22 protein-coding genes are annotated in these 25,846 nt (G+C 64.5%); 10 read left to right on the forward strand and 12 right to left on the reverse strand.

Annotation, left to right across the window (positions count from 1 at the left end; genetic code table 11):
• Positions 1–155: 155 nt before the first annotated feature.
• From ftsY to C41B8_RS00610, 5 genes are all read left to right on the forward strand, one after another.
• A complete protein-coding gene (ftsY, locus tag C41B8_RS00590) occupies positions 156–1,112 on the forward strand; it encodes a signal recognition particle-docking protein FtsY (RefSeq protein ID WP_037332741.1) in 957 nt (318 codons plus the stop codon).
• A 75-nt stretch (positions 1,113–1,187) separates the two neighbouring features.
• The gene (gene ftsE / locus C41B8_RS00595; protein ID WP_037332743.1) at positions 1,188–1,853 is read left to right on the forward strand and encodes a cell division ATP-binding protein FtsE; all 666 of its coding nucleotides are present in this window, start codon (positions 1,188–1,190) and stop codon (positions 1,851–1,853) included.
• A 2-nt stretch (positions 1,854–1,855) separates the two neighbouring features.
• The gene (ftsX, locus tag C41B8_RS00600) at positions 1,856–2,839 is read left to right on the forward strand and encodes a permease-like cell division protein FtsX (RefSeq protein ID WP_037332744.1); all 984 of its coding nucleotides are present in this window, start codon (positions 1,856–1,858) and stop codon (positions 2,837–2,839) included.
• Positions 2,840–2,966: 127 nt separating this feature from the next.
• Positions 2,967–3,842: an RNA polymerase sigma factor RpoH gene (rpoH, locus tag C41B8_RS00605; protein ID WP_051882588.1), complete on the forward strand. Its 876-nt coding sequence runs from the start codon at positions 2,967–2,969 to the stop codon at positions 3,840–3,842.
• 32 nt (positions 3,843–3,874) lie between these two features.
• Positions 3,875–5,461: an OpgD/OpgG family glucan biosynthesis protein gene (locus C41B8_RS00610; protein ID WP_037332752.1), complete on the forward strand. Its 1,587-nt coding sequence runs from the start codon at positions 3,875–3,877 to the stop codon at positions 5,459–5,461.
• A 132-nt stretch (positions 5,462–5,593) separates the two neighbouring features.
• Here C41B8_RS00610 and C41B8_RS00615 read toward each other — a convergent pair whose 3' ends face one another.
• Together C41B8_RS00615 and C41B8_RS00620 are read right to left on the reverse strand one after the other, a co-directional pair.
• Positions 5,594–9,085 carry a mechanosensitive ion channel domain-containing protein gene (locus C41B8_RS00615; protein WP_198024983.1) on the reverse strand — a complete coding sequence of 1,164 codons (3,492 nt, stop codon included), beginning with the start codon at positions 9,083–9,085 and terminating at the stop codon, positions 5,594–5,596.
• 131 nt (positions 9,086–9,216) lie between these two features.
• Positions 9,217–9,501, reverse strand: coding sequence for a hypothetical protein (locus C41B8_RS00620; protein ID WP_156962360.1), 285 nt, complete (start codon positions 9,499–9,501; stop codon positions 9,217–9,219).
• Between the two features lie 260 nt (positions 9,502–9,761).
• Here C41B8_RS00620 and C41B8_RS00625 point away from each other — a divergent pair, with 260 nt between their 5' ends.
• Positions 9,762–10,364: a TetR family transcriptional regulator gene (locus tag C41B8_RS00625; RefSeq protein WP_037332759.1), complete on the forward strand. Its 603-nt coding sequence runs from the start codon at positions 9,762–9,764 to the stop codon at positions 10,362–10,364.
• 51 nt (positions 10,365–10,415) lie between these two features.
• Here C41B8_RS00625 and C41B8_RS00630 read toward each other — a convergent pair whose 3' ends face one another.
• From C41B8_RS00630 to C41B8_RS00640, 3 genes are all read right to left on the reverse strand, one after another.
• Positions 10,416–11,048: a DUF2059 domain-containing protein gene (locus tag C41B8_RS00630; RefSeq protein WP_084188348.1), complete on the reverse strand. Its 633-nt coding sequence runs from the start codon at positions 11,046–11,048 to the stop codon at positions 10,416–10,418.
• Positions 11,017–12,771, reverse strand: a complete 1,755-nt coding sequence (locus tag C41B8_RS00635) for an NADPH-dependent assimilatory sulfite reductase hemoprotein subunit (RefSeq protein ID WP_037332762.1) — start codon at positions 12,769–12,771, stop codon at positions 11,017–11,019. Before C41B8_RS00635 ends, C41B8_RS00630 begins: the two co-directional genes overlap by 32 nt.
• Before the next feature lie 75 nt (positions 12,772–12,846).
• Positions 12,847–14,682 (reverse strand): assimilatory sulfite reductase (NADPH) flavoprotein subunit, encoded by a 1,836-nt coding sequence (locus tag C41B8_RS00640; protein WP_051882589.1) that lies wholly within the window; start codon positions 14,680–14,682, stop codon positions 12,847–12,849.
• 441 nt (positions 14,683–15,123) lie between these two features.
• Here C41B8_RS00640 and C41B8_RS00645 point away from each other — a divergent pair, with 441 nt between their 5' ends.
• Positions 15,124–15,732: a transglycosylase SLT domain-containing protein gene (locus C41B8_RS00645; protein WP_037332765.1), complete on the forward strand. Its 609-nt coding sequence runs from the start codon at positions 15,124–15,126 to the stop codon at positions 15,730–15,732.
• A gap of 20 nt (positions 15,733–15,752) precedes the next feature.
• Positions 15,753–16,100, forward strand: a complete 348-nt coding sequence (locus C41B8_RS00650; protein WP_037333085.1) for a YqcC family protein — start codon at positions 15,753–15,755, stop codon at positions 16,098–16,100.
• Here C41B8_RS00650 and cyoE read toward each other — a convergent pair.
• The 5 genes from cyoE to bioB form a co-directional block, all read right to left on the reverse strand.
• Positions 16,097–17,008 carry a heme o synthase gene (gene cyoE / locus C41B8_RS00655; protein ID WP_037333087.1) on the reverse strand — a complete coding sequence of 304 codons (912 nt, stop codon included), beginning with the start codon at positions 17,006–17,008 and terminating at the stop codon, positions 16,097–16,099. The two genes, C41B8_RS00650 and cyoE, sit on opposite strands and share 4 nt — an antisense overlap.
• A 377-nt stretch (positions 17,009–17,385) precedes the next feature.
• Positions 17,386–18,126 (reverse strand): SURF1 family protein, encoded by a 741-nt coding sequence (locus C41B8_RS00660; protein WP_037332767.1) that lies wholly within the window; start codon positions 18,124–18,126, stop codon positions 17,386–17,388.
• Between the two features lie 47 nt (positions 18,127–18,173).
• The gene (gene bioD, locus C41B8_RS00665) at positions 18,174–18,854 is read right to left on the reverse strand and encodes a dethiobiotin synthase (protein ID WP_037332768.1); all 681 of its coding nucleotides are present in this window, start codon (positions 18,852–18,854) and stop codon (positions 18,174–18,176) included.
• A 78-nt stretch (positions 18,855–18,932) separates the two neighbouring features.
• Positions 18,933–20,150: an 8-amino-7-oxononanoate synthase gene (gene bioF / locus C41B8_RS00670; protein WP_051882591.1), complete on the reverse strand. Its 1,218-nt coding sequence runs from the start codon at positions 20,148–20,150 to the stop codon at positions 18,933–18,935.
• A gap of 15 nt (positions 20,151–20,165) precedes the next feature.
• On the reverse strand, positions 20,166–21,203 hold the full coding sequence (gene bioB / locus C41B8_RS00675; RefSeq protein ID WP_037332771.1) for a biotin synthase BioB: 1,038 nt from the start codon (positions 21,201–21,203) through the stop codon (positions 20,166–20,168).
• Positions 21,204–21,269: 66 nt separating this feature from the next.
• On the opposite strand from bioB, the gene C41B8_RS00680 reads away from it, so the two are divergent.
• Positions 21,270–21,977, forward strand: a complete 708-nt coding sequence (locus tag C41B8_RS00680; RefSeq protein WP_051882593.1) for a ComF family protein — start codon at positions 21,270–21,272, stop codon at positions 21,975–21,977.
• Between the two features lie 177 nt (positions 21,978–22,154).
• Positions 22,155–23,240 carry a magnesium/cobalt transporter CorA gene (gene corA, locus C41B8_RS00685; protein ID WP_051882595.1) on the forward strand — a complete coding sequence of 362 codons (1,086 nt, stop codon included), beginning with the start codon at positions 22,155–22,157 and terminating at the stop codon, positions 23,238–23,240.
• Positions 23,241–23,289: 49 nt separating this feature from the next.
• Here corA and recG read toward each other — a convergent pair whose 3' ends face one another.
• Both recG and C41B8_RS00695 read right to left on the reverse strand, forming a co-directional pair.
• Positions 23,290–25,410, reverse strand: a complete 2,121-nt coding sequence (recG, locus tag C41B8_RS00690) for an ATP-dependent DNA helicase RecG (protein ID WP_084188349.1) — start codon at positions 25,408–25,410, stop codon at positions 23,290–23,292.
• The gene (locus C41B8_RS00695) at positions 25,388–25,780 is read right to left on the reverse strand and encodes a RidA family protein (protein WP_037332774.1); all 393 of its coding nucleotides are present in this window, start codon (positions 25,778–25,780) and stop codon (positions 25,388–25,390) included. The genes recG and C41B8_RS00695 overlap by 23 nt, the downstream gene beginning before the upstream one ends.
• Positions 25,781–25,846: the final 66 nt, after the last annotated feature.

The following is a 25,846-nucleotide window of genomic DNA, read 5'->3' on the forward strand; positions in this document are numbered from 1 at the left end:
TGGATCTTGGCGCCGGTCGAGCACTTGTGCCTCGGGCCGCTTCGCCCGGCACGAGCCGGCAACGTTGCACTCGTACCGGACCTCAACGGCCCCGACGCGACACGCATCGCTGTTTCTTTCCGTCGTCATCGACTCGAGCCGAGAAGCCAATCGCCATGGCCAAGCCCGACAAAAAAACCACCAAGCTCAAGCAACCCGGGTTCTTCACCCGGATGCGCGCCAGCCTCAACAAGGGCAACTCCTGGCTCACCTATGACCTGCGCAATCTGCTGCCGGGCGAAACCGTGGATCAGGACGCGCTGGACGAACTGGAGACCCAATTGCTGCTGTCCGACGTCGGTGTGGATGCCACCGGCCAGGTCATGCACCGGCTGCAGACGCTCTACGACGGCGGTCGGCTGCGCACCTCCAAGGATCTGGGCAAATCGCTGCGCGAGCATCTCGGCAACATCCTTGCGCCCTGCGAGGCACCGCTCGAAATTCCGGACGATGTGCAGCCCTACGTGATCCTGATGGTCGGCGTGAACGGGGTCGGCAAGACCACGACCATCGGCAAGCTCGCCAAGAAGCTGCAGGACGCCAACAAGTCGGTGATGCTGGCGGCGGGTGATACCTTCCGTGCCGCCGCGGTCGAACAGCTCATCGAGTGGGGCGAACGCAACAAGGTGCCGGTGGTCTCGCAGGGCAGCGGCGCCGACTCGGCCTCGGTGGTTTACGACGCCTATTCGCGCGCCAAGGCGCGCGGCATCGACGTGCTGATCGCCGACACCGCCGGCCGCCTGCATACCCAGGGCCACCTCATGGAGGAGCTCAAGAAGATCAAGCGGGTATTGGCCAAGCAAAACGCCGACGCGCCGCACGAGATCATGCTCGTTGTCGACGCGACCACCGGCGGCAACGCCTTGCAACAAGCCGTGGCCTTCAACGACGCCGTGGGCCTGACCGGTATCACCGTCACCAAGCTCGACGGCTCGGCGTCTGGCGGTGTGGTGTTTGCTATCTGCCAGAAGCTCGGCCTGCCACTGCGCTTCATCGGCGTCGGCGAAACGGTCGACGACCTCGGCGTATTCGAATCGGAGCATTTCATGGACGCTCTGTTCGATCGCGCCTAGGCGCCGTATCGGCCCAGCCTTGCCAAACCAGCGGTCCTGCCCGAGGATTGCGGCACGACCGACAGGCTCTTTCCGATGACTGACATCGTCGCCTTCGACAACGTGGTCAAGCGCTATCCGGGCGGAAAACTGGCCCTGGATCGGGTGTCTTTGCGTCTTGCGCGCGGCGAGATGGCGTTCCTGACCGGCCACTCCGGCGCCGGCAAATCCACGCTGATGAAATTGATCGGCCTGATCGAGCGGCCGACAAGGGGCCGCGTGGTCATTAATGGCACCGATCTGGCGAAGGTGCGCCGCGCTCATATTCCCCGCTACCGCCAGCGGGTTGGCCTGATATTCCAGAACTACAACCTGCTGTATGACCGCACCGTGTTCGACAACGTGGCGCTGCCGCTGGTCATTCGCGGCATCGGCCATACCGAGATCGCACGCCGCGTCCGAGCGGCGCTCGATACGGTCGGGCTGCTCTCGCACGAGAAGAAATTCCCCATTACGCTGTCGGGCGGCGAACAGCAGCGGGTGGGCATCGCGCGCGCCGTGGTCAACCGGCCGCATCTGTTACTGGCAGACGAGCCCACAGGCAATCTCGACCCCGACCTGTCGGCCGACATCATGCGTTTGTTCACGCGACTCAACGAGACCGGCACCAGCATCATGATCGCGACCCATGCCATCGACCTGGTCGAACATATGGGCTATCGACGCATCGCGCTGGACCACGGCCATCTGGAGGCTGGCTGAATATGCCCGAGCCCCAATCGAGCGGCAGCTCGCGAAGCGCGGGTCCGGCGTCACGTGGCAGCGGTCGCGGTCGCCTCGCGGCCTGGGCCGCCTCGCATGCCCGCTGTCTCTTGGAAAGCCTCGGCCGGCTGCATCGTCGCTGGGTCGCCAGTCTGCTGACGGTGCTGGTCATCGGCATCGCACTGGCGTTACCGGCCGGGCTCTACGTTCTGGTCAAGAATCTGGATACGCTGGCCTCCAGCTGGCATCAGTCCGTGCGTATTTCGCTCTACTTGAAACAGGATGTTTCGGCCGACAGCGGTCAACGCCTGGCCGACGATCTCGCGGGCGAGAACGGTATTTCATCGACACAGTTCATTTCAGCGGATGAAGGACTGCGCCAGTTCAAGCAGGCCAGCAGCTTCGGCGCGGCGCTCGATGCGCTGGGCTCCAACCCGCTGCCGGGCGTGATCGAGGTAACGCCCAAAGCGTCGCTACCACCGGCCGCGGTCGGACAACTGGTCGATCAGTTGTCCAAACGCCGGCAGGTCGATCATGCCGCCCTCGATCAGGCCTGGTTACGACGCCTGACCGCGATTCTGGCGCTGATCTCGCGTGCGTCGTGGGTCATCGGGGCCCTGTTGTCGGCCGCCGTGTTGTTCATCGTCGGCAACACGATTCGTCTCGATATCGAAAATCGTCGCCAGGAAATCGAGGTGATGAAACTACTGGGCGCCGGCGACGCCTTCATACGCCGTCCGTTTCTCTACAGCGGCGTATGGTATGGCTTGCTCGGCGCGATCGTGGCCATCATGGTTCTGGTCGCCTGCTATATGGCGCTGGGCGGGCCGCTCTCGACGCTGACGGCGTCGTATCAGGGCGGTTTGAGTCTCACGGGCCTCAGCCTGCGGGAGAGCGCCGGTTTGCTGGCGATCGGCATCGCCCTCGGCTGGGCGGGCTGCGCCATCACCGTCAATCGCCAACTCGCCGCGATCGAACCCCGTTAATCGTGATCGATCGCCGGGAACCCGCCGGCCGGGCCGCGGTCTTACCACATAACTCATGCGCCCGCACGATGTGACCCCAAATTTGCTAAAATGGGGTCATCTGCCATTGGCCCAAGGAGGCTGATTCATGGCCAACGATGTATCTCTTTCGCCTGCGAAGATGAACCTGCCGACGCTATCGTCGGCCAGCATCGAAGCCTATCTTCAGGCGGTTTCCAACATTCCCGTTCTCGATCAGGAAGATGAGCAGCAGCTGGCGCGTCGCCTGCGCGATGAAGGCGACATCCAGGCCGCCCAGAAACTGATTCTGTCCAACCTGCGCTTCGTCGTGCACGTTGCGCGTGGCTACTCCGGCTACGGCCTGCCGCTGGCCGACCTGGTACAGGAAGGCAACATCGGCCTGATGAAGGCAGTCAAGCGCTTCGACCCGGATGTGGGCGTGCGCTTGATTTCGTTTGCCGTGCACTGGATTCGTGCCGAGATTCACGAGTACATTCTGCGCAACTGGCGCATCGTGAAGGTGGCGACGACCAAGGCCCAACGCAAGTTGTTCTTCAACCTGCGCAGCTCCAAGAAGCGGCTCGGCTGGATGAACAATTCCGAGGTCGAGGCCGTGGCCGGCGATCTGGGCGTGAAGCCGGAGACCGTGCTTCAGATGGAGCGCCGCCTGTCCGGTGGCGACCAGTCGTTCAACGCTCTGCCCTCGTCAGACGACGAATCCAGCTATGCGCCCGAGGATTATCTGTCTTCGGACGACGGCGACGATCCGGCGTCGGATATCGAGAACGACAACTGGCAAACGTACCAGCATGCCAACCTCGAGCGAGCCATGACCCGACTCGACGAGCGCAGCCGCGATATTCTCGAATCGCGCTGGCTGCGTGAGGAAGGCAAGATCGGCCTACAGGAACTTGGCGACAAGTATCAGGTTTCGGCCGAACGTATCCGTCAGCTCGAGGTCGCCGCGATCAAGAAGCTGCGCAACGCAATGGCTGACGCGTAACGCCCCGCAGGGGCGTTACGCCCTGTCTTTCGATGGATCGACGTAGACGGCGCCTGCTGCAGTCCGCCGCGGCCTGGGCAGGCGTCAGTTCGATCGGCGGCGTGCCGGCGAGCTGGGCTGCAATGAACGCGCCGCTCTCCGGCGGCGCGCCGTTTTCGTTCGACCGGCTTATCGCGCTGGCCCGTGACTTGGCGACCCTTCCTTACGTGCCGCCGAAGCCGCGCTACGGTCAGCTATTGTCCCAGCTCGGCTACAAGACCTTCATGGGCATCAAGACCCGCAAGGGTCACCAGCTCTGGGAAAACACCGATCTTCCGTTCTCGGTCGAGTTCTTTCATCTCGACAACGGGATTCGGGTGCCGGTCGATATCAACATCGTCAGCAACGGTCACGCGCGGCATCTGGATTACGACCCGAAGATGTTCGTCTATCCGGACCCGACACTGGCACACCGCATGCCGGACGATCTCGGCTATGCCGGATTCCGGCTGCACGATGCCCGGACCGACCACCGCGAATGGCTGGCGTTCAAGGGGGCGAGCTATTTCCGTAGCCCCGGTACCGAAAACCAGTATGGCATGTCGGCGCGCGGCGTCTCGGTCAACAGCGGCGAGCCCGGACCGGAATCGTTTCCCGATTTCACGCGGTACTGGATCCAGCGCCCCCATCCGGGCGACGACGCGATCACCCTATGGGCATTGCTCGAAGGTGAACATCTCACCGGCGCATACCAGATGCGCTGCAGCCGCCCAGGCGACGTGATCATGGATATCCGTTGCCGATTGTTCCAACGCGAGGCTATCGAGAGACTCGGTATCGCGCCCCTGACCAGCATGTTCTGGTTTTCCGAAACCAATGCGCGTCGCGGTGCCGATTGGCGCCCCGAGGTCCACGACAGCGACGGTCTGGCTATTCAGACCGGGACCGGCGAACGAATCTGGCGCGCGCTCAGCAATCCGCCTCGTCCCGACATCTCGCTGTTCGCCGACGACAACCCGCACGGTTTCGGCCTGCTGCAACGCGATCGCAATTTCGATCATTATCAAGACTCGGGCGTATCCTTCGAGCGACGCCCGAGCACATGGGTCGAACCCGTCGGCGACTGGGGCCACGGTCAGGTCGCGCTGTTCGAACTGCCGACGAACGACGAGATCTACGACAATATCAATGCGTTCTGGATCCCTGCCCAGCCGGCGACGGCGGGTTCTCGCTGGGCCTTCGATTACAAGCTTTTGTGGACCGATCACGCGCCCTTTCCGGGCAACCTGGCGCACGTCACCGCCACACGAACCGGTCATGCCGGCGATCCGAGTACCTATAAGGACCGGCGCCCCACCGATCGCAAATTCGTGATCGACTTTGACGGTGGCCCGATTGGCCAGAATGAGCCCGGGGCGGATATACATATCGACGCCTCGGCCAGCTTCGGCGAGATCGACAATCCTTATGTCATCGCCATCGGCTCGGGGCACCCAGGCTGGCGCGTATTCATCGACTGGCGCGGCGACACGCCGCCCGATCAGCAGTCGGTGGTGCTGCATTGCCGCCTGATGCGCGGCAAGGAACCACTCACCGAAACCTGGGTGTATTCCTACTACCCCAAGCCGCTACCCGGCTGACGCCGACCCGAGTCTCGACAACGACACGTTGCGCCCGGCCTGACCACGCTAATAATCGCCTGGCCCGCCCGCCCAGGCACGCATCGGCGGCCAGGAGACGTCGTGCTCGCTTTGGCGATGGGCACGCCGGCTTTATGTCTCGGGCAGCCCGCCTTCCGGCGCATCGGCATCACCCGCGTCCCGTGTTTTCTTGCTCGCCCCCGTATCCTGGCCGATCGAGCGAGCGTCGCCGAAGCGGCGTCGCACGCTGTCGTCGATCGAGCGGATATGCAGATCCTGCTGCGGGTAAACGATCTCGATCCCATTGGCATCGAACGATTCGTGGATGCGCCGATACAACGCGTGCTGCAGCGGCAGCAGGTTGTAGAGATCGTGGTAGAACACTCGCGCCTCGTACAACACGGCGCTGTCGCCATAGCCAACCATGAACACGGAGGGTGCCGGCGTATCCAGCGCCACCGGTTCGGCTCGAATCGCGTCGTAAATGAGTTTTTCCACCAGGTCGCCGTCGGCATCGTAAGACACGCCGACTTTGATGATCAGACGCGTGATGTCATCGGTCAGCGTCCAGTTGATCACCGTCTCGGTGATGAACGTCTTGTTGGGAATGACGACTTCCTTGTTATCCCAGTCGGTCACCGTGGTCGCTCGGATCCGGATACGGGAAACCGTGCCGGTGTAGGTCCCCACCGTCACCGTGTCGCCCACGCGTACCGGGCGCTCGAACAGAATCACCAAGCCGGACACGAAATTGGCGAAAATCTCCTGCAGGCCGAAGCCAAGGCCGACGCCGACCGCCGCGATCAACCACTGGATCGACGACCAGTGCAGACCGATGAGATTCACGCCCACCAGCAGGCCGGCGATCACGATGGCGTACTGGAACAGCGTCGCCATGGCATAGCGGCTGCCGGCATCCAGCGAAAAACGGCGCAGTATGGTGATCTCGAGAAAGCCCGGCAGGTTACGGCCGGCCAGCGCGGTGACCAGCGTCACGGCCATGGCCAGCAGCAGCGCCCCCAGCGTCACGTTGGTGACCTCGGTCTTGCCATCGACCCGCGAGGCGTATTGCCACAGATTGATGTTATTCAGCAGCTGCAGCGCCGGCAGCGTCCCCGACCAGATCAGCCAGAAACCCGCGCCGATAATCAGCGTAATCACGACCTTGATCAGCCCGCGGGTCTGTTCGCTGATCTGTACCAGGTCGATCTCGAGCCCATCGAGCGTGTCCGGCGCGCTTTCGCCGGACACCGCGGCAGCCTCGCGCGTTGCACGCGCTTCCCGGGCCTCTTCGCGCTTGCGTAATGCCCGGGCCAGCGCCAATCGGCGCTCGACCACGGTCAGCCAGCGTACGATGAGACTGTAGACCAGCACGGACGCGCCCAATAACGCGATCGAGTAGAAAAACCGCGTCTGCAGCTGCAGCGCCGTGTAGTAATAACCCAGTCCGGCCAGCCCGCACAGCGCGAGCGGCGCGCCGGTGGCCAACGGCAGCCAGAGATAGCCGAGGCGCCAATGCTCGCCACTTTCAGGCGTCATGACGTCGGCCAGCGCCCCGCGGATCGGGTGCAATACGCGCCAGGCGAACACGGCGATCGACAATTCACCGAACATGAACGCCGCGCGGCCCAGCGTTTCGCGCTTGGCGTCATCGTCGAATGCTTCGGTCATCCCGATGATGATCACCGGAACGATAAGCGCGATCATCACCCAGCGCAGATTACGGTGAATCCCCACACGCGCGCTGCTGGGCCAATGAAAATGACGGTCCGCGAGCCCGTTCACACGACAGACATTCGCGAACGGCTCGATAAAAACCAGCAAAAACCCGAGCTGGAATATCGCGGCCGCCGCTGCATGACTGAACTTGGAGGCATCCGGCGCGTGGCGCAACAGAAACGCAATCAGAAAGAAAATCAGAATGCTGGGCAGCGAAAGCACAGCCGTGATAACCGTCGCCCGCAGCGTCAGCCAGATCGTATCGTGGCTGACGTTGCCGACCGGCTCACCGAGCGTGCGTAGTCGGCGACGGGCCGGCCGGCGCAGGGCGATCAGTACCGCAATGAAGAGCGCGCCGAGGCCCGCCCAGATAGGCCGGGCAAGGACACCCGCGGCGAGCGCATGGAGTGCCTGCTTCCAGCTGCGCGGGTCGATCAGCCAGGGGACATCGGCCGCGGTTCGGCTGGGCCAATCCAGCCCCACGGCCCGGAACGACGGTAGCCAGAACAGGCGCTCGTCGAGCAAGCGATTGAACGAGGTCAACGTATCCTGATACTGCTGCGACAAGCTCTTCAGGTCGCGCCCGATATCGACATAACGGGTCTGGGCGTCGATCAGCAGATCGACGATCGAGCGGCGCTCCTTGAGCAGGTTGACCAGCGAGTCGCGCTGATCCGGGCTTAATTTCACCCCGGCCTTTTCTGCCAGCCGATCGGCCATGGCTTCGGGGTTGTCCAACTCGCTGCGATCCTGCTGCAGCTGGAACCGCTGTAGCTCCGCCGATGAAATATCCGGCTGATTGGCGGACGAACCGGAACCCGGAAGAAAAGGCAGCCCAGGGTTCGCCAGACGTCGTCGCTGATTGCGTAACACGTCACCCAATGCAACCGAGCCGCCACCGATTTCCAGCTGGCGTTGAACCAGGTTCAGTCGCCGTTCCAGATCCTCTACTCGCGCCCGCTGCTGGCTCTGACGCTGACTGAGTGCCTGCGTGCTCTGGGTGATCTTCGCCAGCTCGTGCGTGAGCTCGACGTTTTGTTGCGCGGCCTTGGTGATCGGCGCCAGCGACGAACGCAGCTCGCTGAGCTTGTCTTCGCTGGCCGTCTGCAACGATTCCGCCGACGCCTTCTGCTCGCGACTGAGTGCCGTCTGGATACGTGCGAGCGACTCATTGAGCCGCGCCACCCGGGCCTCGGCCAAAGACCGCTGTGCCTCGAGCAACTGCTCGTGGCTATCCAAGCCCGTCAACTCCTGCTGCAACCGGTCGATCCGGGCATTGAGCGCATCGCGGCGAGCCGTTGTCAGAGCGTTCTGCGCCTGGCTGCGCACGCTGCTTTCCTGACCCAGTTCGGTGGTATTCTCGGTCGCCAGCGACTGCAACTTGTTGCGCGCATCGGCCAGCGACTGGCGCACGGCTTCCGGCCGTTGCGCGGCCCGCGTGAGCTTGTCGCGCAGGTCGGATAGATCCGCCTGGGCATCGGACAACTCAGTGCGCAGATCATCGGCGCGCGACGACAGTTCGTTGAGCGACAGCTCGGTCAGCTTGTCCAGCGACGTCGGCTTCTTCTCCAGATCGGCAAGCTTGCGCTGGGCTTGTGCGATCTGTTCCGGCGCGTCAGCGGCCTCCTTGTGCAGCTTCGCCGCCTGCTTGTGGTCAGCCTGGGCCGACTGCAAGGCAGATATAGCGTGCTGATAGGTATTGATCGCGTGCTCGCGCACGCCGTCCGCCAGATCCTTGCGCGATTTGAGCGCGTCGATCTGCTCCTTGAGATGCTGAATCTCGCCCGCGTAGTCGGTTGACTTGTTATCGGGCTCCGCAGCAAACGCCGATGTCGACGCGATGACGCTGCAGGCCAGTACCAGCCAACACAGCAGCAGCACGACCCCGCCACGAGAGGCGGGCACAAAACGACGGCAAGGAAGCACGGCCGATCGACTCGCTCAGTCCAATTCGAAGTCGGCTAGTTTACGGCCTGACCCGGCCGCGGGCGACACAAAAATGAACGACGTGGTGCCATCGTCGATCAGGCCGCGCCTCAGCGCGTCTTCTCCGCCTGACGACGGGCGCGGGCATCGTCGATGATCTGAAACACATCGGTACCGAATTCGCCGATCTCCCGATTCAGACCTCGTAACAAGTCGTAGATCGACCCCGCGCCGTATTCGTCACGGCGTCCAACGACGACTGGCAGCTGCGATCGACTACGGCGGCGAGTCGAGAGGTAGCCGCCCACCAGATGGTGGCAGTTTTCGAGGCGGACCACTGCGGAATCGAAAGCCGATTCGGCCGAGTCTTTTAGCGTTTCGAGCAGCTTGAGCATGGTCATGGACGCCTGGCAAGCACCTACAAGAGCTTAGATCGTTTACCGACGCGAAACAACGCGGTCACACCGGCTCGACTTGTCCGCACGGATTGCTGCATCGCACAATGCCATGCTGTCGCAGTTCGCGCCGCACACGGACTGCAACATGGGGTTTTACGATCGAATCTGTTACAACCACGCGCATGGCTCGCTCCGACTCACGTTCTCCCGCTCCCGGACGCACCCCGCCTCGCCGCGGTGAGGCGCGTGCCGCGCTGATGGAGGCCGCACTCGAGCTCGTGGCCAGCGAAAGCAATTTCTCGGCGCTGTCGCTGCGCCGTATTGCCCGTCATGCCGGCGTGGTGCCCACGGCATTTTATCGTCATTTCCAGGATATGGACGCGCTCGGCATGGCGCTGGTCGAGGATACGTTCACCGAGCTGCGACGCATGCTCGGCGCGGCCAACCTGCCGGCCATGCCAATCGAAGGCCTGACGCGCTACTCGGTCGAGCTGTTCGCCCTGCACGTCCGCGATCATCGGCTTCTGTTCCAGTTTCTCATCAAGGAACGCTATGCCGGCAGCTCGGGCATGCGCGCGGCGATTCAAGGCCACATCAGCGCGCTGATCGATGAACTGGCCGGCGATCTCGCCCAGTTCGACGAGTTCCGGCATATCGACCTGGACGATCTACGCATGATCGCCGAACTCGTGGTCAACGCCATCATTGCCGTATCGGAACGCATTCTGGACGTAGCGCCGGATGCCGCCGAGGACGAAGCGCTGATGCGACGCGCCGAAAAACAGCTCCGCCTGATCTTTCTCGGCGTCGGCCGCTGGGATAGCCGGGCAACACGACAAGCGGACGACAACAGACTCTGATTCAGACTAGCCGAGCGGCCGGCGCGCCCGACTGGCACGATCCGACCGGTCCTACCGTGCCGTGGTGTCGCTGCTGTCAGCGTTCTGTGCGTTCAACTGAGCTCGCACCCGCTGCACGATTTCAGGCACCAGCGACAATCCCCACTGCGAACCCAGATCCATCGTCTCGGACATCAGTTCGGGCGAGGTATTGACCAGTTTCTGACCCAACGGCGACTTGTAGAACTGCACCAGCTGATTAAGCTCGATCAGGTTGAAGTGCTTTTCGTAAACCGGCGCCAGTACCGAATACAGCGCATCGCCGTCGTTGATGTGCTCCGACACCACCGCCCGCGTCTGCTGGCTGATGACGTTCATCGTCTGCGGGTTGAGCGTGGGCCCGAACATCGAGATCGCGCTCGAGACCCGATTGATGAGCTCCTGCGAGAACAGCGCCTGCACTTCCGGCGTATCGGTCAGGTTGACCAACGTGCGAATGAGCTGTTCCTTGCTCTGATCGGTAGCCGCCGCGCTCGGCGTTGTCGAAGCGTTGGGCGCGTTGCCCTGAGCTCCGCTGTCGGCCGCCCAGGCCGCGACCGGCATGGCGAACACCGCCAGAAGCACAACCCGGGCCAGCGCACGCGCGCCGGCCCGGGATCGATTATCGCGGCGGTTATGCCGCTTGTGCAGGACCCACGTTGTCATGGAAGTTGCGCCCTTCGGTGGTCGCGGCGATGACGCCGGTACGAATCACGAAATCACCGAAATGCTCACCGTCCTCGCGTTCGGCGGCAAAGCGCTCGATCAGCGGGGTCAGTTCGGCGAGGATCTCGTCCTCGCCAATATTCTCGCGATAAAGCTTATTCAAACGTGAACCGTCGAACGCCGCGCCGAGATACAGGTTGTACTTGCCGGGCGCCTTGCCGACGAACCCGATCTCGCCGAGGAACGGACGCGCGCAGCCGTTCGGGCAGCCGGTCATGCGGATCACGATGGGCACATCGCCCACGCCGGCATCGGTCGCCACGCCCTGCAGCTTGTCGACCAGCTCCGGCAGATAACGTTCGGATTCGGCCATGGCCAAGCCGCAGGTCGGGAACGCCACGCAGGACATGGACGCATGCCGCAGAGGCGACGTCTCGCGGCCGTCGTCGAGACCGTAGTGTTCGACGATATCCTCGATCGCGCTCTTGTCGGCCTCGGCCACGTCGGCGAACACGATGTTGTGGTTGCCGGTGAGCCGGATCGTGCCCTTGTGCACCTTGGCCAGCTCGCGCAGTGCCGTCATCAGCTTGTAGCCCGGCCGACCGTGGTATTGGCCGTGGTGGGCCAGGCCCTTGTCGTCGAAGTCGGCGATACGGCCGTTTTCGATAAACAGGGTCAGGTGCCAAGCCCCATTGTCCGACTGCTGCCAGCCCAGCGGATCGCCGTTGCGATCGAAGTGATAGTCGCGCGCGGTCTCGAGCTTGATATCGGCGCGCTCGGCCAGCTGCTCGTGGATGAAATCCAGGCCGTGATCATCGATCGTGTACTTGAAACGCGCGTGCTTGCGGTTCTCGCGATCGCCGTAGTCGCGCTGGATGGTCACCAGCGTCTCGACCGTTTCCAGCGTCTGGTCCAGCGGCGCGAAACCGATCACCGTGCCCAGGCGCGGATAGGTCGCCGGCTCGCCGTGGGTCGTGCCCATGCCGCCGCCGATGGCGACGTTGAAGCCGATCAGCTCGCCATCATCGACGATCGCGATCAGGCCGATATCGTTGGCGAACACGTCGACATCGTTTTCCGGCGGCACGGCGATGGCGATCTTGAACTTGCGCGGCAGATAGGACTTGCCGTACAGCGGCTCGTGGTCTTCTTCGCCGCTCGGCTTCTGCTCGAGAAAGATCTCTTCGTAGGCGCGCGATTTCCAGGCCAGATGCTCGGAGATCTTGGTCGACCACTCGTGGATCGCCGTATGCACGGCAGATTTTTCCGGAAACGCCGAAGCCATAACGTTGCGGTTCACGTCGCCGCAGGCACCGCGCGCATCCACGCCAATCCGGTAGGCGTCCTGCAGCAACGGGCGCAAATGCTTCTTGGCCACGTGGTGGTACTGGAACGTTTGGCGCGTGGTCAGTCGTAGCGTGCCGTTGGCATATTCATGCGCCAGCCGGTCGATCTCCAGGTACTGCTCGCCGGTAACCACACCGGCCGGCAGCCGCAGGCGCAGCATGAACTGATAGTGCGGCTCCAGCTTGGAGGCCTTGCGCTCGGCGCGAATATCGCGATCGTCCTGCTGATAGAAGCCATAGAACTTCGTCAGCTGGGTATCGTCCTCGGCGATCGAGGCGGTCAGTTCGTCGGCCAGGCCGTCGGCAATCGTGCCGCGCAGATAGTTACTGGCCAGCTTGATGTGCTCGACGGGCGAAAGATTCTTGGTGTCGCTCATGGCGGTCACTCGGTCGTGGAAAGGGCGCGGGTCGCGGCGTCGGGGCGCAGCGATCGCCGGTTCGGCGGCAATCGCTTAGTAGACGTCGCGCTGGTAGCGCTTTTCCTTTTGCAGGTTCTTCAGGTAGCCGGCCGCACCTTCGGCATCCAGATTGGCATGCTCGGCAATGATGTCCAACAGCGCATCGTGCACGTCCGCCGCCATGGCGTTGGCATCGCCGCAGACATAGATCGTGGCACCGGATTCGATCCAGTCGAAGACGTCGGCGCTAGCCTCGCGCAGCTTGTGCTGAACATAGACCTTGTCGGCCTGATCGCGCGAGAACGCCACGTCCATGCGCGTCAGCAGGCCGTCGTCGCGCCAGCGCAACCAGTCGGTCTGATAGTAGAAATCGGTGCGGAAATGCTGCGCGCCGAAGAACACCCAGTTGCGGCCGCCGGCGCCGCGCTCCTCGCGCTCTTCCATGAACGCACGGAACGGCGCGATGCCGGTTCCCGGCCCGATCATGATGATCGGCGCGTCGTCGTCCGACGGCAGCTTGAAGTTCTTGTTGTGGTCGATGTAGATCGGCAGCTTGGTATCTTCGCTGCGATCGGCCAGCTGGATCGACGCCACGCCGTGACGGTCGCGCCCGTGCGCCTGATAGCGCACCGCGGCAACGGTGAGATGAATCTCGTCCGGATTCGCGGCATGGCTGGAGGCGATCGAGTACAGACGCGGCGGCAGTTTGCGCAGCAGGCGCACGAAGTCCGCACCGGTCATGTCGGCGACCGGATAATCCTCGACCAGATCGATGATGAAGCGCCCATCCATATAAGCGGCGAGCTGCTCTCGGGCCTCTTCGACCAGCAGCGCGTTGAGCTCGTCGTTGGCCGCGCGCTCGGCATACTTCTCGATGAACGGCCGGGTCAGCGTCGTGATTTCGTACTGGTGCGTCAGGGCATGCTCGAGGCTCACCTCGCCGTCCAGGCCGGTGACTTCCTCGTCGGCGGACGCGCCCAGCGCGGCAATCAGCTCGGCCACCACCTGCGGATCGTTCGAGGGGATGATGCCCAACGAGTCGCCGGGCTCCCAGCTCAGGCCCGAATCCTCGGTGTCGAGCTCGATATGGTGCACTTCCTTGTCCGAGCCGCGGCCATTGAGTACGACGTTGGTCAGCAACTCCGCCTGGAACGGATTCTTGCGGCTCCACTGACTGGCCGCCGGCTGCGCGGCGGTGCCGGGCATCACCGTGACGTTGCCGTGCGCCGGCGCGGGCTCGCCGCCGCCCAGCTCGTCCTTGAAACGCGATACGACGTTGTCGATCCAGGCCTCGGCGGCCTCATCGAAATCCACATCCAGATCGACGCGGTCGACCACGCGCGTCGCACCCAGCTTCTCCAGCTGAGTGTCGAAATCGCGCCCGGTCTGGCAGAAGTGCTCGTAGCTGGAATCCCCGAAAGCCAGCACGGAGAACTTCACGCCCTCCAGCTTCGGCGCCTTCTTGCCGTAGATGAATTCATGCAGCTCTTCGGCATTGTCGGGCGGATCGCCCTCGCCGTGCGTGGAGACGCAAATAATGAGGTTCTGCTCTTTCTTTAGATCGCGCGGCTTGTAATCGAGCATATCGATCGCTTTCGCGCTCAAACCCGCAGCCTCGGCGGCTGCCACAAGCTGCTCGGCGATATCCTCCGCATTGCCGGTCTGTGAGCCGTACAACACGGTCAGCGGCTCGGACGCACCCGCGGCCGGCGCGCTCGCGGCCTGCGGCGCCGCGACCTCGCCGATGGCGGCGTGCGCGTTGAGCCCGGCCAGATAGCCGCTGATCCAGGTCGCCTGAGCAGGGCTCAAACTCTGGATGAGCGACGTCAGCTGGGCGGCCTGCTCGGCGTTGAGCGGGCTGCTGTGTTCGTCAATGGTCACTGCATTCATTGCCATGATGAATCATGCGTAGCCGGGGGCGGAGGCAAAGGCTATCGCGACCGCCTAAAAATTAAAACTTTCGTTTCCGTATTTTTATAGAACCAAAAGCTATGAAAGAGCCGGATCCGGCGATTTTGCGAAGGCGTGATTATACGCATCGCGTCGTACCCTTGCCGTAGCGGCTCTGCCAGGGTCTGTTGAGGTTCGTGCGAGCGCCGCGTTGGTGTCCGCAAATCGTGTCCGGCAAGGCGCGAGTCGCCGGCTCTGCGCCCGCCACGCCCAGACTCACGACAGCGCCGGGCGCGATTTACGGCAATACAGCGTTGTAGCGCTCTCGCGTAGGATGACTACGCCACGCTCGCTACGCCTCGTCTTGCCGCCCCTAGTCAATTTTCAGGGAGCGCTTCGCGCGGACTCGCACGAAACCTCAACAGACCCTAACCTGTCGCCATGCGTACTCTCCTGCTTGCCTGCCTACCCCTGTTATTGCTCACGGGCTGCGTCACCGCGCCGCCGAGCAATCCGTCGAACCTGTGCAGCGTGTTCAAGGAGAAGCACGGCTGGTATCAGGACGCCGACGATGCCTTCAAGCGTTGGGGCGCGCCGATCCCGGTCCAGATGTCGATCATTTATCAGGAGTCGCAGTACGTCGGCGATGCACGACCGCCGCGCAAGCATCTGTTATGGATCATTCCGTGGACCCATATCAGTTCTGCTTACGGCTATACCCAGGCCCTGGATTCAACCTGGGACCATTACAAATCACAGACCGGTCATCCGTTCGCCGATCGTGACGATTTCGGCGACGCGACGGATTTCGTGGGCTGGTATATCGACCAGAGTCATCGCATCCTGGGAATATCCAAGGCTGATGCGTATCGCCAGTACCTGGCGTATTACGTCGGCGCGGGCGGTTATCGCCAGGGTGCTTATCGCAGCAAGCCCTGGCTGATGCGCACCGCGCGCCGCGTGCAGGGCCGCGCCAATCGCTATGGTCAGCAACTGGCGGGCTGCCGCTCCGAACTCGAACACCCCGGCCACTGGTGGTGGCCGTTCTGATTTCCCAACCGGTGCCCACGATGACATCGCCCCAGAATTCGCAAGCGCTAGCGCAGGCCGCCGATTGCGTGCTCGCGGTCGAACAGGCCATGCGTGACGGCGGCCTCTGGCATACCGACGTGCCGACGCCGGCCGCCATGGCCAGCCGGACGCCCTTCTGCGCCGACACGCTGGCATTCACCGAATGGCTGCAGTTCATTTTCGTTCCGCGGATGCGTGAACTCATCGAAACCGGCGGGCCGCTGCCGTCGGCCAGCGGCATCGCGGTGATGGCCGAGGCCAAACTGACCGGCAACAGCAGTGCCGAAAACCTCGTGATCGAAGTACTGGCCGCCTTCGATCGGCTGGTCGAACGCGAGGCCGGTTAGCCGGTAATCACCGGCATGTAGTGGTCGACCAGCAGCGCGGTGAACAGCGCCATCAGATAGACGATGGAATAACCGAACGTCTTCATGCCCAGCCCCGGATAGGGCCGCCATTTCAGGCGCGCGGCATAGACCAGGAACCAGCCGGACAGCACCACGGCGGACGCCAGATACAGCCAACCGCTCATGCCCGAGAAAAAGGGCAGCAGCGACACGGCGAACAGAATCACCGTATAGATCAGGATCTGGGTGCGCGTGTGCTCGATGCCGTGGGTGACCGGCAGCATCGGAATATCCACCTCGGCATATTCCTTGGCGCGATCGATCGCGAGCGCCCAGAAATGCGGCGGCGTCCAGATGAAGATGATCAGGAACAGAATCAGCGAGTTGAGCGTCACCGAGTTGGTGACCGCCGCCCAGCCGAGAATCGGCGGCGCCGCGCCGGCCGCCCCGCCGATCACGATGTTCTGCGGCGTCGCGCGCTTGAGATACATCGTATAGATGCCGGCATAGCCGACCAGCGCGAACAACGTCAGCCACGCCGTCAGCGCGTTGACCAGCGTCAGCAGAATCACCATGCCGGCCACGCCGATGGCGAACGCGAAGATCGCCGAGCGGCGCGTATCCAGATGGCCGGTCACCAGCGGACGTTTTCGGGTGCGCTTCATGCGCGAATCCGCCTGCACGTCGATCATCTGATTGACCGCAGCCGCCGAGGCCGCCATCAGCCCGATACCGAGCGTACCGAACACCAGCGCGCCGATCGGCACCATGCCCGGCGTGGCCAGGAACATGCCGACCATGGCCGTGAACACGATCAACAGCACCACGCGCGGTTTGCACAGCTCGTAGTAGTCGGTGATCCGCTGCGACAGCGTCGGCTGGTAGGTAGCCGAGGAAGAGCTAGACATGATCGCACGCACTCCGGGGTCCTGAGGGGATGGCGGCCGGCGGCCATGATAACAACCGGCTCGCCTGATGCCGCACTAACCCGTTGCAGCCATGGCGGCGAAAGCGACGCATGCAATGCGGTACGCGCCAGCAAGTACCGGGAGTGTCGACAAGGCCAGACATCGCTTGAGCCGCTCGTGTCATACGGGCAAGTGTTTCAGATCGCCCGTTATTCATGACTCTGCAATACGGCCAAGCGCCGGCTGCAGTTGCAACCGCAGCCACGATGAAACGCTATTATCGCCTGAAATCGTGCGGCCCTGCATCCGGTAGGGCCCGTACGCCGTGGCGCGGACACACGCGTGCACACGCCGGCTGCGATCGCCGACATCCGAAATCATGCGCGGCGCCGGGTATTCACGACCACCAGAATGATCAGAGCGATCAGCGCCATCAGAAACCACTGCGACGCATACACATAATGCGCCCACGGGCGCAGCCCGATCGGGTCTTCATCCCAGTCGCGCACGAACCCGCCCGGCGCTTTGGGATCGAGCAGCAGCAACCCGTCGGCCACCGGCGTTTCGTACTGGCAGCGCACCGAGGCCGTACTCGGGTAATTCAACGCGCGCGGCCAGCCCCTGTGATCGCATTGACGATCGGCGCCGAAACGTAGCCCCGGCTGCGGAAAACCCTGCCAATAACCCCGCACGCGCACCTGGTCGTTCGGCGCCGGCGGGTTCGGCAACTCGTGCCGGTTGGAAGGCGCCGCAACCCAGCCGCGATCGACCATCACGCGCACACCGGAAGGCAGCACCAGCGGCGTCCAGACGCGATAACCGGTCTGCGTGCCTTGGACCTGATCGGCGAGCAGCAACTGATGGGCGGCGTCGTAGTGGCCGGTCGCCACATAGCGATAACCACGCCGCGGGCCGTGGCCGGCCGACAGATCGGACGGCGTGATCCGAAGCTGCTGCGGCCCGGCGGCCTGGGCTTTTGCATGAGCCGCTACCAACCGCTGCTTGTAATGCGCGCGCTCGATCTGCCACATGCCGAGGCTCGACAGGATCAACACCCCGACCAGGGCCAGCACCACACCCCACCAGGGCGGCGCGAAACGATAAGGACCGATCTGCATGACGCGCTATTGTGCCTCAAGCCGGCGGCGGGGGAACCGGAATCGCGCTAACCGCCGACCGCCCGATCACGCCAGGCTTGCGGCCGGATCGCGAGATCGGCCGGCGGGTCGATCGGCACACGCGCGACGCACGGCCCGGGCATAGCGTGGTCGAGCCAGCCCAGATTCTCCTCCAGCCGCGGCTGGCGCGGCGGCAGCGTGTTGGCCACCCAGCCGGCAAACCGTGTCGTCGCCGCGATCGCCCGCGCGCTGAGCATGGCGTGATTCACGCAGCCCAGGCGCATGCCGACCACCAGCAGCACTGGCCAGCCGTGACCGCTCGCCCAGTCGGCAAAATCCCAGTCCGTGCCAAGCGGCACATGCCAACCGCCCGCACCCTCCACCACGACCCAGTCCGCGCGCTCGGCCAGCCGCGCGTGGCCGGCATCGAGCACGTCGCGCTCAATCGTGACCCCGGCGTCAGCCGCCGCGATATGCGGCGCGATCGGCGGCTCGAACGCATAGGGATTGATCTCGTCGTAGGCGAAGCCCGGCGAGCCCGCGGCGGCCAGAGCCAGCGCATCCTCATTACGCAGCCCGTCGGGCGTCGTCTCACAGCCGCTGGCCACGGGCTTGTAGCCGACCGCGACATGCCCGACCGCAACCAGCCCGCGCAACAACGCCGTGGCAATGCGCGTCTTGCCGATTTCGGTATCCGTGCCGGTAACGAACAGCGTATGCGCGGTCATGCAATCTCCTTCAGGGTAAGCATCGGTGGCCTGGCGGCACCGGTGGCGATCGCCGCCGTCAACGCCGGTGCTATGCGTTCAAGCGCTCGACACGCATGCAGGTGCGGCGTGGGCTGACAGGCCCACCGCCGACCAGGATTCGGCGAGTGCGGCGACCAGCCCGTCGACCTCGTCGTCGGTATGCGCGGCACTCAGCGTGACGCGCAGGCGCGACGTGCCGGGGGCCACCGTCGGCGGGCGAATGGCGCCGACCAGATAGCCCCGCTCCAGCAGCGCGTTCGACAGCCGCAACGCCGCGGCCTCGTCGCCGACGATGACCGGCTGGATCGGGCTGTCCGATTCTGCGACCGCAAGCCCGGCCGTCTCGGCCTGGGCCTTGAAGCGCGCCACCAGTGCCCGCAGATGCGCGCGCCGTGCCGGTTCGTCACGAATGATCGCGATGCCACGCCGCGCGGCCGCGGCTACCGGCGCCGGCATGGCGGTCGAGAAGATCAGCGAGCGCGCGGTCTGGAGAATCGTCTCGATCACATCGGCATCACCGGCGACGAAGGCGCCCGCCGCGCCGACCGATTTGCCGAGCGTGCCGGTAAGAATCGGCACCCGGTCGCTGCCGAGCCCGGCTTCGGCCACACGCCCGGCGCCGTCCGGGCCAAACACGCCGAGCCCGTGGGCGTCGTCGACCATCAGCCAGGCATCGCGCGCCGCAGCAATATCGGCCAGCCGCGCGAGCGGCGCGGTATCGCCGTCCATGGAGAACACCGCGTCGGTCACCACCAGCCGATGCCCGCTTCGGACGGCCTCGTTGGAGAGCGCCCGATCCGCCGCCATGGCATCGCCATGGGCATAGATATGCTTGGCCGCGCCCGACAGACGCGCACCGTCGATGAGCGAGGCATGGTTGAGCGCATCGGCCACGATATGATCGCGCTTGCTGACCAGCGCGGCGGTCGTACCGACGTTCGCCGCGTAGCCCGTGGAAAACACCAGCGCGCGCTCGCGCCCCAGCCAGTCGGCCAGGTCGGCCTCCAGCGCGGCATGTTCGGCGTTATGCCCGGTGACCAGCTGTGAGGCGCCCGCGCCCGCGCCGGTGCGGCTCGCGGCCGTGGCCATGGCGTCGATCAATCGTGGATCGGTCGCCAGGCCCAGATAATCGTTGCTGCAGAAATTCAGGGCATGACGGCCGTCGACCGTGACGTGCACGCCGTGGCCACCATCGACCACGCGTCGTCGGCGGCGGCGGTCATCGGCGTCGATGGCCGCCAGACGCTGACGACAGAAAATTCGCAGCGATTCCATCCCGACGCCGAGCTGTCAGGCGCGCGCGGCCTGGGGCGCGTGATCGGCGTGCGGGGCTTCGCCCGGCTCGAGATCGGTATATTTCGGCGTGGCTTCCGGTCGCATACCCAGCTTGTCCAGCAGCGCGAGATCGGCCTTGTGGGCCGGGTTCGCCGTGGTCAGCAGCTCATCGCCGTAGAAAATCGAATTGGCACCGGCCAGAAAGCACAGCGTCTGCACGGCTTCCGACATGGTCTCGCGACCGGCGGCCAGACGAACATAAGAGGCCGGCATCATGATCTTGGCGACCGCGATCGTACGCACGAAATCCAGCTCGTCGATCGGATCGGTGCCGTGCAACGGCGTGCCTTCCACCTGGACCAGATTGTTGATCGGCACGCTCTGCGGATGCTCGGGCAGATTGGCCAGCTGACGCAGCATCTCGGCGCGATCGGTGGGCGCTTCGCCCATGCCGACGATGCCGCCGCAGCAGACCTTGAGCCCGGCATCGCGGACGTGGCCCAGCGTATCGAGCCGGTCCTGATAGGTGCGCGTGGAGATGATGTCCTCGTAGTACTCGGGCGAGGTGTCGAGGTTGTGGTTGTAGTAATCAAGCCCGGCGGCGGCGAGCGCTTCCGCCTGGCGCGCCTTGAGCATGCCGAGCGTCACACAGGTCTCCAGGCCTTCGGCCTTGACCGCCTCGACCATGTCGATGACCTTCGCCAGATCCTTGTCCTTCGGGCTGCGCCAGGCCGCGCCCATGCAGAACCGCGTGGCCCCCGCCGCCTTGGCACGCTTTGCCGCGTCCACGACGTGTTCCTTGGGCAGCAGTTCCTCCCGATCCAGTCCGGTCTGGAAGCGGATGCTCTGCGGACAGTACGCGCAATCCTCGGGACAGGCCCCGGTCTTGATCGACAGCAGCGTGGACAGCTGGACATCGCGGGCGTCGAAGTGCACCCGGTGGGCGCTCTGGGCGCGATGAATCAGCTCTGGAAAAGACAACGCGAACAAGGCGTCGACTTCGTCGCGGGTCCAGTCATGGCGCAGTGCGCCGGCTCCGGAGATGTCGGTCATGGCAGGATAACGTCGAGGATGCAGCGTTAACAGCTTTATGCAGCCGGCGCCGACCGTCAACCTGAAATGACATTATTTCTTTACGACTGGGCAAAAAATATACAGAACGCGTGGCTTGCTCCGCGCTGCCCGGTCTGTGCCGCCGCCATCGATGCGGCGGCGCCCTTGTGTGCCGGCTGCCACGCCGATCTGCCGGTGCTTGAGACGCAATGCCGGCACTGCGCGATCGCGCTGTCCGAGTCGGCCGCCACCCGGGTCTGCGCCGACTGTGCCCGACGACCGCGCTTCGACCATGCGCTCGCGGGTTTCCACTATCGCCAGCCGATCGCGTGGATGATCGGCGGTCTCAAATACCATCGCCACCTGGCGCATGCCCGCCTGCTGGGCGATCTGCTGGCAGAGCGCATCGCGCTGCAGGCCCCGGAGCCGCCGGATCTGCTCGCGGCGGTGCCGCTGCACCCGGCGGCGTTTCGACGGCGCGGGTTCAATCAGGCCGAGCGTATCGCGATCCGCCTCGCCGACCGGCTCGGCTGGCGCGTTGAGCGGGACGTCTTCGCCCGAGTGCGCGATACACCGCATCAAAGCGCGTTGGACGCCGCCCAGCGCGCGGCCAACGTTCGTGACGCGTTTGCCGCACGCCGCGATCTCGCGGGTCGCCACGTCGCCATCGTGGATGACGTCATGACCACCGCCCGTACCGCGAGCGCGCTCGCTCGCACCGCGCGAACGGCTGGCGCGGCCCGCGTCGATGTCTATTGTGTGGCCCGGGCCTAATCAGCGCACAAGCGGTGTAGCTCGGATAAGTAACACGTTACCCGGCAAAGTGGAGGGCTTACATGCCGGGGCGCCGGCTGAAACTCGGGGGCCTGCAACACGCGCCAAGACGACCGACTTGCCCACAAACCAAGCCTGCGCTTAACTGAGCGGCCAACGCCCGAATCGTCATATCGCATGCTTGGTTACCCCCTGTCCCGCCGCCCGCCGCCTGGCCGTCGTCCCGGCGCCCTGGTGGATCCGGCACCGGAACATCGGATCGGCAAACTGCTGATCTATCGCATGGATTTCGGCGGCAGCGGGGGCGCGCTGGAGCGCTGCGAGGATCAACTCGAAAAAGCCTTGGCGCCGATCGATCAGAGCGATCACAAGCTCACCTGGCTGCACTTCGAGGGCGACGTCACGGCCGTACAACTGGCGCGCCTGGGCGGCGATTTCTCGCTGCATCCCCTGGCGCTCGAAGACGTACTGAACAATGGCCAGCGTCCGAAGCTGGACGCCTATCGCAACACGCTGTTCATCACCCTCGCCCTGCCCTACATGCGCGAAGACGAACTGCTCTTCCAGCAGGTGAGCCTGTTCATCGGCAAGGATTTCGTGCTGAGCTTCCATGCCGGCGACCACGACGTATTCGCCCCGGTACGCGAACGCATCCATGCCGCTCACGGGCGTATCGCGCACGCCGAATCCGATTATCTGGGTTATTGCCTCGCCGACGTCGTGGTCGACTCGGGCTTCGCGGTGCTGGCCGACTATCACGACCAGCTCGAAGAGCTGGAAGACCGCATCTTCGAGGACAAGACGGACGACCTGATCAGCGTGATCCACGATCTGCGCCGCCGCCTGATCGGCATGCGCAAGGTGCTGGTCTCGCAGAACGAACTCCTGGTGCGCTGGGTTGGCCTCGAACATCCTTTGATTCACGACGACAACCGGCCGTATTTTCGCGACGTACAGGATCACGCCAAGCGTGTGGTCGATCTGGCCGACGGCTATTACGATACCGCTCGCTCGCTGCTGGACACGCATCTGTCGCTCGCCTCGGCCCGCCTCAACGACGTCATGCGCGTGCTCACGCTCATCGCCACCGTGTTCATGCCGCTGTCGTTTCTGGTCGGCGTCTATGGCATGAACTTCGACACCAAGTATCCATGGAACATGCCGGAACTATCGTTCCGCTATGGCTACCCGGTGTTGCTGGGCGTGATGCTCTTGCTGGTGCTCGGCATGGTGATCTACTTCAGACGCAAGCGCTGGCTCTGAACATCGTCCGTGCGGCGCAGCGTGCCGCCCGGATGATCGATCCAGCGGATCAGACCCGCGCGTAGGCCGCTCCGGCCTGGGTCCAGCGCTCGATCAGGAGCTCGGCCTCCCGCGGGTGGTACGCGAGCACATCGTCGGCCATGCTCAGGGCCGATTCCGCCAGATCGGCATCGCGCACCAGATCGGCGATGCGGAATTCCTGCGCCCCGGTCTGGCGCGTGCCGAGCACTTCGCCCGGTCCACGCAGCTCCAGATCGGCGCGGGCGATGGCAAAGCCGTCCGACGTGCGGCGCAGCGCGCTCAGGCGCGCCCGAGCGGTATCCGACAACGGGCCCTGATAGAGCAACACGCAGTGGCTCGCCACGGACCCGCGCCCCACCCGGCCGCGCAGCTGGTGCAGCTGGGCCAGGCCGAGTCGTTCCGCGTTCTCGATGATCATCAACGACGCATTGGGCACATCGACGCCGACTTCGATCACGGTGGTCGCCACCAGCACGTCGATGCGCCCTTCCTTGAATGCCGTCATCGCGCGCGCCTTCTCGGCGGCCTTCATGCGACCGTGGACCAGGGACACGCGGACACCGTCCAGCGCTTCCGACAACGACTCGGCCGCCGCCTCGGCCGCCTGCGCCTCGAGCTTGTGCGAAGCCTCGATGAGCGTGCACACCCAGTACACCTGCCGGCCTTCGGCCACGGCATCGCCAATACGTGCGATCACTTCGTCGCGCCGTGTGTTGGGAATGGCCACGGTGGTGATCGGCGTGCGTCCGGGCGGCAGCTCGTCGATTACCGAAGTATCCAGATCGGCATAGGCGCTCATGGCGAGCGTGCGCGGGATCGGGGTCGCGGTCATGATCAGCTGATGCGCCGTCATGCGCCCCGAGCCGGCCTTGTTGCGCAGGGCCAGCCGCTGATCGACGCCGAATCGATGCTGTTCGTCGATCACCGCCAGCCCGAGCCGGCCGAACTCGACCGCGTTCTGAAACAACGCATGCGTACCGACGGCCACGCCGGGCTGGCCCGAGCCGATCGCGGCGATGATTTCGTCGTCCTTCTTTCGCTTGCCGGTGATCAGCCAGACCGGCACGCCGAGGGGCTCCAGCCAGCGCGACAGCGAGGCATGATGCTGCTCGGCCAGCAACTCCGTCGGCGCCATGAACGCGCCCTGCCAGCCGTTGTCGACCGCGGTCAGCAGCGCCGCGGCGGCCACCACGGTCTTGCCCGAGCCGACATCGCCCTGCACCAGCCGCAGCATCGGCGCAGCCGCGGCCATGTCGGCCAGAATCTCGCCGATCACGCGCCGCTGGGCGTTCGTGGGCGCGAAACCCAGTCCCTCGAACAACGGCGCCAGCCCACGACCGGGCTCGCGCATGGCCGGCGCGCGATCACTGCGAATCTGCTTGCGACGCGAGCGCAGGGCCAGCTGATGGCCTAGCAATTCCTCGAACGCCAGCCGGCGGCAGGCCGGATCGCGACCGTCGGCGAGCGCGGCCAGATCGGCACCCGGCGGCGGATTATGGATATGACGCAGCGCCTCGGCCGCACTCATCGCCACCGCCGGCCCGGTCAGATCCGCCGGCAGCCCCTCCGGCCAGAAATCCGAGCGATCCAGCAGCGACAGTGCCTGGCCGACCAGGTCGCGCAGCCGATTCTGAGTCACCCCCGACACCGCCGGATACACTGGGGTAAACGACGGCACGAAGTCGTGCCCGGCCGCGGCATCGGCCACGACCTCGGTCTCGGGGTGCACCATCTCCGCGCCGTAGGCCCCGCCGCGCGGCTCGCCGTAGACGCGCAGCCACGTACCCGGGGCGAGCCGCGCCTGCTGGGCGGGCCCGAAGTGAAAAAAACGCAGCCACAAGCGACCGGCACCGTCGGATGTCGTCACCAACAGGCTGCGCCGACGCCCCATACGGACTTCGGCGGATTCCACCCGCACGACGGCAAGCGCGGGCCGGCCCGGCGCCAGTTCCAGCACCGGTGTGATGCGGCTGCGGTCCTCGTAGCGGGTCGGTCGATGCAACAGGACATCGCCGATAGCGACGATGCCGAGGCCGGACAGCCGCTCGGCCAGCTTCGGGCCGACGCCCGCCAGCCGGCGTACGCTGGCGGTGGCGCCGACCGTGGCATCCGTCGCCGCGCTCGAGCTAGCCGGCGGCGAAGATGGCATCCGCCTCGACGGCCGCGTTCTTGGGCAGGGAGGCCACGCCGATCGCGGCCCGCGCCGGGTACGGCGAATTGAAGCGCGCTTCCATGACTTCGTTGACCACGGCGAACTGGCTCATATCGGTCAGATAGAGGCCGATGCGCACCGCGTTGTCGAGGGTCAGCCCTGCCGCTTCGGCAATCGCGGTGAGGTTGTCGAAGACCTGCTCGACCTGGGCCTTGAAATCGCCCTCGATTAGCTCGCCGCTCTTCGGATCGAGCGGGATCTGGCCCGACACGAAAATCATGCCGTTGACGCTGACCGCCTGCGAGTACGGGCCGATCGCCGCGGGGGCGTCGTGGGTATGGATGATCTGCTGGTTGATGGGCTGCATGAGACGCTCCGGGAATGAAAACAGACGCTGTATTTTTACACAGCGTCTGTCTGCGGCCCAGACATC

Source organism: Salinisphaera hydrothermalis C41B8 (assembly GCF_000732535.1).
Lineage (GTDB): Bacteria > Pseudomonadota > Gammaproteobacteria > Nevskiales > Salinisphaeraceae > Salinisphaera > Salinisphaera hydrothermalis.